This is a genomic window from Asanoa hainanensis, assembly GCF_900188485.1.
GTDB classification, from domain to species: Bacteria; Actinomycetota; Actinomycetes; order Mycobacteriales; family Micromonosporaceae; genus Asanoa; species Asanoa hainanensis.
Genome location: NZ_FZPH01000027.1, coordinates 1 through 12,553, shown reverse-complemented (window position 1 = coordinate 12,553; position 12,553 = coordinate 1). Strand labels below are relative to the sequence as shown.

The 12,553-nt window shown below is 71.1% G+C and carries 13 protein-coding genes; 9 read left to right on the top strand and 4 right to left on the bottom strand.

Annotated features, from left to right (window positions below; genetic code table 11):
- Positions 1–38 precede the first annotated feature (38 nt).
- Complete coding sequence (locus CHC05_RS37865; protein ID WP_089255477.1) at positions 39–1,562, bottom strand: right-handed parallel beta-helix repeat-containing protein; 1,524 nt, start codon at positions 1,560–1,562, stop codon at positions 39–41.
- Positions 1,563–1,616: 54 nt separating this feature from the next.
- On the opposite strand from CHC05_RS37865, the gene CHC05_RS37860 reads away from it, so the two are divergent.
- The 5 genes from CHC05_RS37860 to CHC05_RS37840 all read left to right on the top strand — a co-directional run bounded on the left by CHC05_RS37860 (position 1,617) and on the right by CHC05_RS37840 (position 6,320).
- Positions 1,617–3,932: a glycosyl hydrolase family 95 catalytic domain-containing protein gene (locus CHC05_RS37860; RefSeq protein ID WP_089255476.1), complete on the top strand. Its 2,316-nt coding sequence runs from the start codon at positions 1,617–1,619 to the stop codon at positions 3,930–3,932.
- 86 nt (positions 3,933–4,018) lie between these two features.
- On the top strand, positions 4,019–4,786 hold the full coding sequence (locus tag CHC05_RS37855; protein ID WP_089255475.1) for a hypothetical protein: 768 nt from the start codon (positions 4,019–4,021) through the stop codon (positions 4,784–4,786).
- A 195-nt stretch (positions 4,787–4,981) separates the two neighbouring features.
- A complete protein-coding gene (locus CHC05_RS37850) occupies positions 4,982–5,542 on the top strand; it encodes a hypothetical protein (protein WP_089255474.1) in 561 nt (186 codons plus the stop codon).
- 9 nt (positions 5,543–5,551) lie between these two features.
- Entirely contained in the window at positions 5,552–5,818 is a 267-nt protein-coding gene (locus CHC05_RS37845; RefSeq protein ID WP_089255473.1) for a hypothetical protein, read from the top strand.
- A gap of 31 nt (positions 5,819–5,849) precedes the next feature.
- A complete protein-coding gene (locus CHC05_RS37840; RefSeq protein ID WP_144022960.1) occupies positions 5,850–6,320 on the top strand; it encodes a PH domain-containing protein in 471 nt (156 codons plus the stop codon).
- A gap of 820 nt (positions 6,321–7,140) precedes the next feature.
- Here the strand turns inward: CHC05_RS37840 and CHC05_RS37835 are convergent.
- The 3 genes from CHC05_RS37835 to CHC05_RS37825 form a co-directional block, all read right to left on the bottom strand.
- A complete protein-coding gene (locus CHC05_RS37835) occupies positions 7,141–8,127 on the bottom strand; it encodes a CU044_5270 family protein (protein WP_089255471.1) in 987 nt (328 codons plus the stop codon).
- Entirely contained in the window at positions 8,124–8,720 is a 597-nt protein-coding gene (locus CHC05_RS37830) for an RNA polymerase sigma factor (protein WP_089255470.1), read from the bottom strand. Before CHC05_RS37830 ends, CHC05_RS37835 begins: the two co-directional genes overlap by 4 nt.
- Before the next feature lie 85 nt (positions 8,721–8,805).
- Entirely contained in the window at positions 8,806–9,555 is a 750-nt protein-coding gene (locus CHC05_RS37825) for a TetR/AcrR family transcriptional regulator (protein WP_089255469.1), read from the bottom strand.
- Between the two features lie 78 nt (positions 9,556–9,633).
- Between CHC05_RS37825 and CHC05_RS37820 the strand changes: the two genes are divergently transcribed.
- The 4 genes from CHC05_RS37820 (at position 9,634) to CHC05_RS42920 (ending at position 12,522) form a co-directional block, all read left to right on the top strand.
- The gene (locus CHC05_RS37820; protein ID WP_089255468.1) at positions 9,634–11,115 is read left to right on the top strand and encodes an FAD-dependent monooxygenase; all 1,482 of its coding nucleotides are present in this window, start codon (positions 9,634–9,636) and stop codon (positions 11,113–11,115) included.
- Positions 11,112–11,750 carry a class I SAM-dependent DNA methyltransferase gene (locus CHC05_RS37815; RefSeq protein WP_218824806.1) on the top strand — a complete coding sequence of 213 codons (639 nt, stop codon included), beginning with the start codon at positions 11,112–11,114 and terminating at the stop codon, positions 11,748–11,750. Before CHC05_RS37820 ends, CHC05_RS37815 begins: the two co-directional genes overlap by 4 nt.
- Positions 11,743–12,258, top strand: a complete 516-nt coding sequence (locus CHC05_RS37810) for an HAD domain-containing protein (RefSeq protein WP_089255467.1) — start codon at positions 11,743–11,745, stop codon at positions 12,256–12,258. Before CHC05_RS37815 ends, CHC05_RS37810 begins: the two co-directional genes overlap by 8 nt.
- A gap of 84 nt (positions 12,259–12,342) precedes the next feature.
- The gene (locus CHC05_RS42920) at positions 12,343–12,522 is read left to right on the top strand and encodes an SDR family NAD(P)-dependent oxidoreductase (protein ID WP_089255466.1); all 180 of its coding nucleotides are present in this window, start codon (positions 12,343–12,345) and stop codon (positions 12,520–12,522) included.
- The last annotated feature ends 31 nt before the right edge of the window (positions 12,523–12,553 follow it).

The window sequence follows — 12,553 nt, the reverse complement described above, 5'->3', positions numbered from 1 at the left end:
TGGGCGGGGCGGCTTCGGCCGCCCCGCCCGTCTCAGCCTCAGTCGACGAAGCGGTTGTCTTCCACCGCGATGCCGCTGTGCACCTTGTCGGCGGGCTCCACGAGGACGGCCGGCGCGGTCAGGTGCCTGAACTCGTTGTCGCGGATCGTCAGGTCGCGGACCGGGCCCGACTCGAACCAGTCGTTGGCGTCGCCCGAGACGAGGATCCCCGCCATCCCGGTGTCGTCGAAGGTGTTGCCCTCGATGACGCAGTGGCCGCGCGCGGTGAGCAGGACGCCGCGGGTCGGAATGCCGGTGATCAGGTTGCCGGTGATGGAGACGTCGGGGGAGTAGCTGATGTTCTCGGCGGCCCATTCCTCTTCGACGAGATCGGGCGGGAGCGGGCGGTCGACCGTGACCGTCATGGTGCGCGGGTCGTGGCTGGCGTCCCGGCCGTTGGGGCCGTCCACCCGCTCGACGCGGGCCTGGATCGCCGTGTCGGCCGCGCGGCTGGCGCGCTCGACGAACTCGATCTCGTCGCCCGGGTGGAACGCGGGGAAGCCGGCGGTCTCCGGGTGGCGGTACTCCAGCACGACGGTGCGGTCGTCGGTCCGCTCCTTGACCACGAGGTAGGTGCCGTGCACGTTGACCGCGTCGTCGTGGGCGACGGCGAAGACGCAGTCGGCGATCCGCACCTGGCCGCCGACGTTCGACAGGTTGACGAAGTCGGCGTAGCTCGCGGTGTGCCGGCCGGTCGCCGGGTCGGCCAGGAAGCGGACGTCGCTGATGGTGAGGTCGCGGCTGAGCTGGCCCAGGATCCCGAAGCCGTGCAGGTAGTGAATGTCCAGGTCGTCGAGGACGACCCCTTCGCTCTCCCAGACGAACATCCCCGGGTGGTCCCGGACGGTCGGGCGCATCTGGTAGACGAGGCCGGTGTCGTCGTCGATCGGGTGGTCGTACTCGATGGTCAGGTCGTCCCGGATCGCGCGTATGCCGGTGAACAGCGGGTTGTCGCACCGCCGCGTGCGGCCGGTGCGCGGGTCGTGGACCTGTGTGTAGTCGAGGCCGTCCTGGCCGGTCCAGTACGGGCCGGCCGCGCCCCGCTCGCCCTCCCAGCGGAGGTGGGTGCCGTCGATCCGCCACGTCACGTCGGCGGGCACGGCGATCCGGCGCCAGTTGGGTCCCGCGGCGACCACGCGCGCCTCCACCAGGCTCGGCGCGTGGTAGTCGACCGAGAACCCGGTCCACCGCACGTTCCGCGAGTCGATGACGGCCAGAGCGGTCTGGCGGCCGTGCAGGACCAGGTGCGCGTCTTTACCGGTGACCGTGAGGTCGCGGGCGCCCTCGACCAGCATCGCGATCGTCTTCGTGCGGTAGCGCTCGTCGGCGCCGACCGTGTTGGAGACGTAGAGGTCGCGGCGCTCGGCCCGTTCCGGGTAGAGGTGGTAGGACCCTGGTGGGATCACCACCTCGGACGGCCCTTCGCCGGCACAGGCGGCCCGGAACGTTTCGGCGAACGCCTCGGCCGAGTCCCGGCGTCCGGTCGGGTCGGCGCCGTGGTCGACGACGTCGAAGACGCGCATGCTTCTCCCTTGCCTAGTATGTCCTTACAAACCCACCCTATCGAGAGCGTGTGAATGAGCACCGACGACCCCGCGCACGTGCACACCCTGGACACTCCGGCCGGCGACTGGCTCGAGGCCTTTCCGCTGGGCAACGGGCGCCTCGGCGCGATGGTGTTCGGCGATCCCGCGCACGAGCGGGTGTCGCTCAACGACGGCACCGCGTGGTCGGGCGGGGTAGACAGCGAGGCCGACCAGCGGGCCATCTCCGCCGAGGACGCCCGGGCGGCGCTCGCCGGTGCCCGGGCGGCGCTGCTGGCCGGCTCGTTCGGCGAGGCCGACGCGTTCGTGCGGCAGCTGCAGAGCGACTACTCGCAGAGCTACCTGCCGTTCGGGGACCTGCTGCTGGACGTCACCCACTCCGCGCCTCTCTCGGACTGCCGGCGCTCGTTGCGGCTGCGCGATGCCTCGGTGATCGTGTCCTACGCCGTCGGATCGTCGCGGGTGACCCGGCGGTCCTACGTCTCCGCGCCGGACCAGGCCTTCGTGCTGGAGCTTTCGGTCGACGGCGACGCGACGGTCGACCTGTCGGTGCGGCTGGACAGCCCGTTGTCCGTGCTCGGGCGCGGTGCGGGCTGGGCGACCGTGCGGCTGCCGCGCGACGCGCCCCCGCCGCACGAGCCGGACCTGCCGTCGCCGGTCTACGACGACGCGTTTCCGTCGGTGCGGGGTGCGCTGGTGGCGCGCTGGGAGCACGACGGGACCTCGGTGCCTGGGGACGGCGTCCTGCGGGCCACCGGGGTACGCCGGTTGGTGCTGGTCGTGACCACCGCGACCACGTTCACCGCGGTCGGGCAGCCGCCGGCGGGCTCGGAGCACACGGCGTTGTCGGCGGCCTCCGCCGCCGCGGACGCGGCGCTCGCGGTCGGTGCCGGTCCGTTGTTCACGCGCCACCTGGGCGCGCATCGTTCCCTTTATGACCGGGCTACGCTGAGCTTCGTCGGGGGCTCGTCGCGGACCGCGCTCGTCGCCTATCTGTTCCACTTCGGACGGTACCTGCTGATCAGCTCGTCGCGGCCCGGTGGCCTGCCCGCGACCTTGCAGGGGCTGTGGAACGCGTCGATGCGTCCACCATGGAGCGCCAACTACACCGTCAACATCAACACGCAGATGAACTACTGGGCGGCGGAGACGGTTCAACTCGCGGAGTGCGCATCGCCGCTGTTCGACCTCGTTTCGGCGATGCGTTTCAGTGGGGAGCGGACCGCGCGCCACCTCTACGACGCCCGCGGCTGGTGTGCGCACCACAACACCGATGCGTGGGCATATACGTCGCCGGCCGGGCGCCGGAAGGGTGATCCGTCGTGGGCGTTCTGGCCACTGGCCGGCGTGTGGCTGTGCCGACACCTTGTCGAGCACGTGCGGTTCGGCGCCGACCGGGCGTTCGCGGCCGACGTCGCCTGGCCGGTCGTGACCTCGGCCGCCGAGTTCCTGCTGGACTGGCTAATCGAGTTGCCGGACGGGAGCTTGGGGCTGGCGCCGTCGACCTCGCCGGAGAACCACTTCACGGTCGACGGCGCGTGGCACGCGGTCGACGTCTCGTCCACTGTCGACCTTTCCCTGACCCGTGAGCTGTTGTCGTCGGTGGTGGAGTTGGCCGCGTCGCTCGGGCTGGGCGGCTCGTCGATCGTGGCGGACGCGGCGGCGGCGCTCGACCGGTTACCAGCGCTTCCTGTCGGTGCGGACGGCCGCGTACAAGAGTGGCTCGTCGATCGGTCTCTTCCCGAACCGCACCATCGGCACGTCTCGCATCTCTACGCGGTCTTCCCCGGCGACGACACCTCGCCGCGCCTGGCGGCTGCGGCGGCCCGCTCGCTCGACGCCCGCGGCGACGACTCCACCGGCTGGTCGCTCGCGTGGAAGCTGGCCCTGCGCGCCCGGCTCCGCCAGCCCGAACGGCTGCCGGCCCTGATCGACCTCGCGCTGCGCCCCGCCGGCGCGCGTGCCACGGGGGAGCAGGGTGGCCTCTACCCGAACCGGTTCTCCGCCCATCCGCCCTTCCAGATCGACGGGAACCTCGGCTTCACCGCGGCCGTGGCCGAGTTCGCGCTGCAGAGCCACGCGGGGGTGATCGACCTGCTGCCGGCCGTGCCTCCGGACTGGCCCGCGGGCCGGCTGCGCGGTCTCGTCGCGCGGCCCGGGGTGGTCGTCGACGTGTCATGGGACGCGCGGCAATGCCTGGTATCGGCCCGGCTGTCGGCGACCCGCGCCGCCACTGTCTCCGTGCGCTGGCGGGATGCGTCGGTGCGTCTTGACCTGGACGCCGGTGGTTCGGTGGACCTGGCATCCGACCTTTTGGTCGTTCGTGCGAATGGTGCAACCGCGCGGTAAGCCCGCAACCCACGGTCCGGTCCGCCCGTCAGCAGGTATCAAGTCCGGGCGATGTGCCCGGGCGGACACCATCACGGGGGTTCATCGTGCGTAACCAACGACGTCTTCAACTGGCCACGGTCGGCCTGGTCGCCGTCATCACGGCAACCGGCTGCGCGCCGGGTGCCGGCAGTGACGCCGGCGGTGCCGGCGGGGGCGGTGCCATGACGGCGCCGGCACTGGTCCCGTCCACCTCCGCTCGGCCGACCCCGCCGCGGGTCTCGGCCACGCCGGTCCCGGACCGGGCGCCGACCGTAATCCCGGTCAGCGCTTTCCTGGCGCTGCCCGAGGAGATGCGCTTCGGCAGGATCCGGGTGCCGGTCGAGGCCGACCGGGCCCTGCCCCGGCTGTGCGGCGGTGAGTTCACCGGCGGCGGCGTGCGAGCGGCCAGCGCCGCCGTGATGTCGGTGTACGGGCTGGCCGGTGACCCGCCGGGAAGCATCCCGCACGGGGTCCTGTACCAGACGATCCGCACCTATCGCGGCAACGGCTCGACCACGTTCATGCGGCACCTGCGGACCGAGCTCGCCTCGTGCCAGTCCTTCACCCACGAGGGCGTCCCGTACCGGATCCGCACGGCGACGCTGGCCGGCGTAGGCGACGAGGCGTTGACGATCGACGTCAGCCAGCCGCAAACGGACCTGCCCGGCAACCCGGTAGGCGGCACGCAGACCAACCGCGCGGTCGTCATCCGTATCGGTGACACGGTGACGGTGCTGTGGGACGCCGAGTACGAGCGCTCGAGCAGCAAGCCCGAGGTCGTCGCCGACTTCGCCCGCCGCGCCGTCGACGCCATCCACGCCTGGCGGCGTTAGCGCGGTAAGCCTCGGGGTATGGGTTTCGGCGTGCGAAACCATCGAGGTCCTGGACTGGCCATGGTCGGACTGGTCGCCGCCCTGGCGGTGACCGGTTGCGACCGGGCCGGCCCTGGCTCGTCCTCCTCCGCCCCGACAACGGTTCCGGCTTCCTCCGCGCCCGGGCCGTCGCCGTCTGGTGGTCAAGCGCCGACCGTGATCCCGATCAGCGCATTTCTGGAACTTCCCAAGCACCTGAGCCACGGCGAGACCCGCACGCGGGTCGAGGTCGAGGAGGCGGTGCCGCGGCTGTGTGGCGGCGAGTTCGCCAGCCGCGGCGAGACCGCGGCCAGCGCCGCGGTGCTGTCGGTGCACGGGCTGCCTGGGGACGAGCCGGGGACCATCCCGGCCGGGGTCCTGTACCAGACGATCCGCACCTACTCCGGGGACGGCGCTGCCGCGTTCATGGGGCGACTGCGTTCGGACCTGGCATCGTGCGAGTCCTACACCCGCGACGGTGTCGCGTTCCGGACCCGCACCGCGGCGCTGAGCGGAGTGGGTGGCGAGGCGTTGACCATCGACGTGATCCAGCCGCAGACGGACCTGCCCGGCAACCCGGTGGGCGGCTCGCAGACCAACCGGGCGGTCGTCATCCGCGTCGGTGACACGGTGACGATCCTGTGGGACGCCGAGTACGAGCGCTCGAGCAGCAAGCCCGAGGTGGTCGCCGACTTCGCCCGCCGCGCCGTGGCCGCGATCGAAGCCTGGCGGCGCTAGCGTGGGCAAATGGGACAACCGCACCTGAGCAGCCACCACCGCCGGACACTGCAGAAGATTCTCGACCACCCGGTGAGCCACAACATCGAGTGGCACGACGTGCTCTCGCTGCTCGCGGAGATCGGCACGGTCGACGAACGGCACGATGGCAAGATCCGTCTTGCGATCGGCTCGGCCAACGAGGTCATCGAGATCCCGGTGACCAAGGACCTCGATACCCAGACGGTGGTCCAGCTCCGCCGCATCCTGACGCAGGCAGGCTACGGAAAGTCCTGACCGCTTGCCGCCGCGGCCTAAGATCCGCGCTATGCCGAGCTGGGTACGGGCCGAAGGAGATTCAGACAACGCCCGTTACGCCGTTGCCGTGGCGTTCTCGGCGGGCGGGCTGCTCCCGCTGTGCGGCCTGGTGGCGGAGAAGGCCCGAGAGTCGGCGCCGCTCGTGGTGCCGCTCCTGCTGCTCTGGCAGGCCCTGGTCTGGCGATCGGCGCTATCCGGCGTTTTCGTCGGGCCTGGCGGCATCAAGATCCGCTCGCTGTTCCGGACCCGCCTGGTCCCGTGGGGCCGCGTTGACCGAGTCTGGGCGGGCTTGGCCACCGACCACGACGGCTGGCAGATCTGGGTGACCACCCGGGATCCGCAACGCGACCTCCCGACCTCGATCCGCCGCCTCTCGCCAGCGATCAAACGCCGTGGCCCTCGAACACCGGACATGGTCGTCCTGCCGTCCGACCGCTTCACCGCGGCACTGGCCACCCTCCAAAAGGGAGGGGTGAGCTAGGCCCCTGCTTATCGTCGCGGTCCGCGACGGGGGCGTCGCACGGTCCCGATGACTGCCTCGCGGGGCTCGGGACGGCCGCAGCAGGCACGGATGCTGTCCGGAACCACCTGGGTCATGATCGTGTGCGGCTTGTCGAGATCTCGACGCCTCGATCGCATGATCGGGTGCGCCTGGTCAGGTCGACGCACGGCGTGTCGACCAGACCAGACACACCCGATCACCCGCCACGCCCCCGACTTCCCAGACCTCGCACACCCGATCACAGCCAGCCGTGGAACCCGCCGAGCCGGTCCAGCTACGGCAAGCGCCCAGCGGCAGTTCCGCTGCCGAAGCAGGCGATCAGGCGTGCTCGCCGCGGCCACCGACCCGACCTCGGACTTACTCGTCGAGCCACCGTCCTGGCGGTGGGTTGGGACCATCGAAATACGACACTGGTATTCCGGCACTTGCGAGGTCGGCAGATGTGATCGGCGTGGCGGTGGGTCGGGATCATCGAAATACGACACTGGTATCTCGGCACCTGCGAGGTCGGCAGACGCGATCGCCAGGACAGCACTGAGGGCGTGATCCCTTCGACCACCGCCCGGTTCGGCGGCGTGCCACGCGGTGTCCGCCGGGACGTGGCGCGTCGAGCGCGATCGAGCGTGTCGCTCCGCGTTCGATCCGGCGGGTCGGGGGTTGTGCGACGTGCCCACATGTTTTCGCATGTGGTCACGTGCGAAAACATGTGGGCTCCGCGGCGAGGTCACCGCCGGGCGGATGACGCGTCTGGGGTGGTCGAGGTCCGTCACGGGCGGACCTCGACCGCCGCTGCCGCTGGCTAGTCGGTCTCGCCCGGGGCGTTCACGATCTTGCCCGCGAGCCGGACCAGCTCGACCTCCACGTCACCCTTCTTCAGGGTGACCCCTTCCGGCGTGGTGTAGTCCTTGACCACCGCGGTGCGGCTGCCGAGGAACTCGTGGGTGGTCGGGTCCAGCAGGATGTCCTCCTGGCGCCAGCCGTCCTGGACCATGCCGACCGCGATCGCCGGGCGGCCGTCGAAGTCGACCGGGGTCGTCGACTGGGTGACGCCCGGGATCAGGGCCAGCGCCCGCAGCAGGGTCGCCTTGACCGAGGGCGGCAGGACGTTGTCGCGGAGCATGGCGCTGATCAGCGAGTACGAGACGGCTCCGGTGTCACCCGGCTGCCTGGTCCGCAGCCAGTCGAGCACCGCCTGCGGTCGGGTGGGCAGCCCGGCCAGCGTCGGATAGTCCTGCGGCGGCATGATCTGCGGGAGCTCCGTGGCTTCCGGCATGATCTGGAGCCTGCCGTCGAGCAGTTCCGCCGCCTGCAGGCCGTCGGCGCGCCGCCACGACCTGGTGGTCTCGTCGGTCGCCTGTCCCTTGTCGACCGCGATCTTGCCCCGCACCATCTTCAGCTCGACGTAGGTCCACTGGTCCGGGCGCGGCGGCGTGAACGGCTCGGTCTCCGCGTGCGCGGCGGCGAGCTCGAAGGTCTGGGCCACCATGCCGTCGGCCGCGTGCTCCGTCCGCAGGGCGGAGGCCCGGTCGTCGTGATGCACCACAGCGTTGTCGGTGAGCACCACCGCTCCGACCGCGACCGCCGCGGCTGCGGTGAAGGTGGCCAGGCCGGCCCGCCACGCCCATCCCGGCAGGCCGCGCCGGTGCCGCGCCCTGGCCGGCTCGGCGTGAGCCGCCGGCTCGGCGATCCGGGCCAGCAGTGCCGCCCGGGCCTTGGCCGTCGCCTCCGCCGACGGCGGCTCGACCTCGGTCCAGTTCTCCCGCAGGGCCGTGATCTCGTTCGTCATCGCAGGTCCTCTTTCGTCGCTGTGGGGTCGACGCCGCCCAGCGCCGCTCTTACCTTTGTGCGGGCACGATGGAGCCGGGACCGGACCGTGCCGGCGGGGATCTCCAGCGCGTGCGCCACCTCTTCGCTCGTCAGGTCTCCCCAGGCGATCAGCAGCAGCACCTCCCGGTCCGGCGGAGTGATCTGTTCCAGGGCCGTGGCGAGCCGGCCACGCACGGCCTGCGCGTCCAGCCGCACGGCGACCCGCTCGGCGGGGCCGTCGACCGCGTCGACCTGGTCCGCCCGGGCCAGCGCGCGGTACCGCCGCGCCTCGGTGCGCTGGTGACCGGCGACCAGGTTCGACGCGATGCCGAACAACCAGGGCCGGGCACTCTCGTACGCGGTGTCGAAGCGTCGCCAGCGGTCGAACGCGACCAGGAAGGTCTCCGCGGCCACGTCGTCGGCTAGGTCCTGGCCCAGCCGGCGGTTCACGTACCCGTGGATGGCGGGGTAGTAGCGGTCGAAGATCGTGCCGAACGACTCCGGATCCGTGTGCATCCGGCCGATGATCTCCGAGTCGGTCTGTCCGAGGTCGGTGTGGACACCCACACCCATGCGGCCTCCCTCTGTCCGGGCCCCGCGCGGCGCGGGGCTCGCACCTACTTCGCCGATGCGCCCGGGAATGTTCGCGGGAGGGAGATCAGGCGTCGGGCAGGGCCAGCTTCCACCGGCTGGCCGCGCCGTGCAGCAGCGCGGACAGGCCGACCCGGAACCGGTCGCGTTCGGACAGTGGGCCGACGACCCGACCCCAGGCCTCGCGCGGGTCGCCGTCGCCGAACAGCGCCTGGGTGTGCGGGAACCTCCCGGTGGCGATCTGGGTCTGACCGAACCGGAGGGCCGCGTCGACCGGCGACCCGTCCGCCGCCGGCTCACCTGCCTCCCGGACTTCGGCCGACCGCAGGGCATTGCCGTGTACGAAGTCGTCGACCAGGTTGATCAGCAGGAACTTGTCGGGCGCGTCGAGGTCGGTCCCGGCGAGGCTGGCGAGCGCCTGCTCGAAGTGCCGCAGGTTGTTGGGCCCGACCGGTGCGTTCTGCAGCGAGTGCAGCGCCCACGGGTGGCGGGTCAGGATGTCCCAGGTGCGCAGGGCGATCGCGGACAGCGCGTCGTACCAGTGGGACGGGAACTCGTCTTCGGGGATCAGCACCTCGCCCATCAGCGCGTTGTCCATGAGAGCGACGAGCTCGTCCTTCGTGCGCACGTAGTAGTAGAGCGTCATCGTGCCGGCGCCCAGCTCGCCGGCGACGCGGCGCATCGAGACGGCGGCGAACCCCTCCGCGTCGGCGATGGCCAGCGCGGTCGAGGCGATCTGCTCGCGGGTGAACTTCGGCCGGCGGGTGCCGGGCTCGGGTCGGGTCCAGATCAGTGCGTCGTCATCCGCGCTTGCCATTCGTACACCGTACCGCTAACGTTGTTGGTACGACGTACGAAGCCTTCGTACGTGATACGAACAATCGGGGAGGGCGTCATGACCGAGGTGTTGATCGCCGGAGCCGGGCCGACCGGCCTCACGCTGGCCTGCGAGCTCGCGGTGCGGGGGATCGAGGTGCGGATCGTCGACCGTGCGGCGGAGTTCTTCGGCGGGTCGCGCGCCGACGGCATCCAGCCGCGGACGATGGAGGTCTTCGCGGACCTGGGCGTGCTCGACCGCATCGTGGCCGCCGGCGACCTGGGCATCCTGATGCGGGCCTACCAGGGCGAGACGGTCGTCTGGGAGGGCAAGATGACGGAGGCCGAGGAGCCGACCTCCGACGTGCCATACCCGAACGCCTGGTTCGTGCCGCAGTTCCGCACCGAGGAGATCCTGCGCGAACGGCTGGCCGAGCTCGGCGTCCGCGTCGAGCTGTCGACCGCGCTGGTCGACTTCACCCAGGACGACGACGGGGTCACCGCCGTGCTGGCCGCCGCCGACGGGCGCACGGCGCAGGAGCGGGTGCGCTACCTGGTCGGTGCCGACGGTGGCCGCAGCACGGTCCGCAAGACGCTGGGCATCGACTTCCCGGGCGAGACCGACGACTCCACGACGATGCTGTTCGCCGACGTCCGGGTCGAGGGCATCGGCCGTGACCACGGCCGGATCTGGCGCGTGGGCGAGGGCGGGGTCGGCCTGACGCCGCTGGCCGGCACCGACCTGTTCGTGGCGGTCGCGCGCCCGCCGTCGAACGCGGACGAGCCCGTCCTCGACTATCTACAACGGACGGTGCAGGAGGCGTCGGGCCGGTCGGACATCGTCGTACGCGAGGTGACCTGGCACACGACGTGGCGGGAGAACACGCGGCTGGCGACGCGGTTCCGGGACGGCCGGGTGTTCCTCGTCGGCGACGCCGGGCACGTGCACCCGCCGACCGGTGGCCAGGGCATGAACACGGGCATCCAGGACGGCTACAACCTCGGGTGGAAGCTCGCCGCCGCGCTGGCCGGCGGTCGGGACGTGCTGCTCGACAGCTTCGAGCCGGAGCGGATGGCCGCAGCCCGCAAGGCGCTGGACATCGCCAAGAACCTGCTGGAGAAGCACCGCCGGGGTGACGAGGACGCCCACGTGCGCGGCCCTGAGCTGCGGGGCTTCGCCCTGAACTACCGGGGCGGCCCGCTGAGCGCCGACGACCGGCCGACGCCCGGTGCGGTCCAGGCCGGAGACCGGGCACCCGACGCGGCGGGCCGGCTGTTCCCGTTGTTCCGGGGACCACATTGGACCCTGCTCGCCTTCGGCGCCGGGCAGGCGGGCACGGTCGCGGCGGTCAACGAGAGCTTCGGTGGGACGGTGCACGCGTACGCGGTGGCCGACACCGACGGGGATGCGTGGGCCAACTACGACGTCACGGACGGCACGCTGGTGCTGGTCCGCCCCGACGGCTACGTGGGCCTGGTGACGACCTCGGCGGAGCGGATCACCGAGTACTGGACCGCGCTGCACGGCGCCGCGTCGCCTTCGCTAGCTTTCCGGGCGTGACCTACCTCGACACGACACGTTCGTCGTACGACGTCGTCGCCGCGGGCTATTCGGCCCGGTTCGCCAACGACCTGCCCGGAGAGCCGGTCAAGCGGAGCATGCTGACGCTGTTCGCGGACCTGGCCTCCGGGCGGGTCGCCGACGTGGGATGCGGTCCGGGCCACGTGACGAAGTTCCTACACGGTCGCGGCCTGGACGTGTTCGGCATCGACCTGTCGCCCGGCATGGTCGAGCAGGCCCGGGCCAACTATCCGGAACTGCGTTTCGAGGTCGGCTCGATGACCGCTCTGGACCATCCGGACAGCAGCCTGTCGGGCGTCAACGCGTTCTTCTCGACCATCCACGTCCCGGACGCGAACCTGCCCGGCGTGCTGGCCGAGTTCCACCGGGTGCTGGCCCCGGATGCCCCGCTGCTGCTGGCGTTCCAGGCCGGCGACGACACAAACCACGTCGCCGAGGTGTGGGGCCACGAGATCGACCTGACGTTCCACCGCCGCCGCCCGGAAACGATCGCGGCGATGCTGACCGACCTCGGCTTCCACGTCGTCGTGACGACAGTCCACGAGCCGGCCGACGTCCAGCCGCCGAAGCGGGCCGCCTACCTCATCGCGCGCAAGCGTGGCCGGAATGAATGAGCGTCCCTTGGTTTTTCTGGACGTGGACGGGCCGCTGATTCCGTTCAGAGCCCGTCCGACCGCCTACGCCCGCCGCCCGGCAGACGAGGCCACTGGCAATCCGCTCCTGGAGCGGCTCGATCCCGCTGACGGCGAGCGGCTGCTCGCCCTGGGCTGCCAGCTTGTCTGGGCGACGACCTGGATGGCCGACGCCAACGAGGTCGTCGCGCCGCGGCTCGGGCTTCCGGCGTTGCCCGTCGTCGAATGGCCGGACGACGACGAGGCGCCGCACGGTCTACATTGGAAGACGGCGTTCCTGAGCCGGTGGGCGGGCGCACGCCCGTTCGTCTGGCTCGACGACGAGCTCACCGAGGTCGACCGCCGATGGGTCGAGGCTCACCACCCGGCGCCGGCTCTGCTGCACCGGGTCGACCCGCTCCAAGGCCTTACCGACGCGGATTTCGCCGCCGTGGGCGCATGGGTCGGGCCTCGGTCGATACCTCCGGGGTATCGGTCTTTGCCGAACTGATCATTGTTGGTGCTGTTCCCGCGAGATGCACTGGCCTGGCAGGCGGTCAACGGGCCGCCGCAGACAGTCAGGGGAGTAGTGGGAATGGGTCAGCTCGACGGCAAGGTCGCCGTAGTGACGGGTGCCAGCGACGGCATCGGGTTCGCCAGTGCGTTGCGCTTCGCCGAGGAAGGGGCGTACGTCTATCTGACCGGGCGCCGTAAGACCACGTCTCATTTGGGGTTGTTTCTGGTCAGTAGGTTGAGGCGGACGGCTCGGCGGTAGCAGATCAAGGCGCAGGCCAGGGAGAGGAATC

Excerpts from the sequence above, each read along its gene's own strand:
- CHC05_RS37860 (WP_089255476.1), top strand. The coding sequence starts at position 1,617 with ATGAGCACCGACGACCCCGCGCACGTGCACACCCTGGACACTCCGGCC.
- CHC05_RS37845 (WP_089255473.1), top strand. The coding sequence starts at position 5,552 with ATGGGACAACCGCACCTGAGCAGCCACCACCGCCGGACACTGCAGAAG.
- CHC05_RS37810 (WP_089255467.1), top strand. The coding sequence starts at position 11,743 with ATGAATGAGCGTCCCTTGGTTTTTCTGGACGTGGACGGGCCGCTGATT.
- CHC05_RS37820 (WP_089255468.1), top strand. The coding sequence starts at position 9,634 with ATGACCGAGGTGTTGATCGCCGGAGCCGGGCCGACCGGCCTCACGCTG.
- CHC05_RS37835 (WP_089255471.1), bottom strand. The coding sequence starts at position 8,127 with ATGACGAACGAGATCACGGCCCTGCGGGAGAACTGGACCGAGGTCGAG.
- CHC05_RS37840 (WP_144022960.1), top strand. The coding sequence starts at position 5,850 with ATGCCGAGCTGGGTACGGGCCGAAGGAGATTCAGACAACGCCCGTTAC.
- CHC05_RS37865 (WP_089255477.1), bottom strand. The coding sequence starts at position 1,562 with ATGCGCGTCTTCGACGTCGTCGACCACGGCGCCGACCCGACCGGACGC.
- CHC05_RS37830 (WP_089255470.1), bottom strand. The coding sequence starts at position 8,720 with ATGGGTGTGGGTGTCCACACCGACCTCGGACAGACCGACTCGGAGATC.
- CHC05_RS42920 (WP_089255466.1), top strand. The coding sequence starts at position 12,343 with ATGGGTCAGCTCGACGGCAAGGTCGCCGTAGTGACGGGTGCCAGCGAC.
- CHC05_RS37825 (WP_089255469.1), bottom strand. The coding sequence starts at position 9,555 with ATGGCAAGCGCGGATGACGACGCACTGATCTGGACCCGACCCGAGCCC.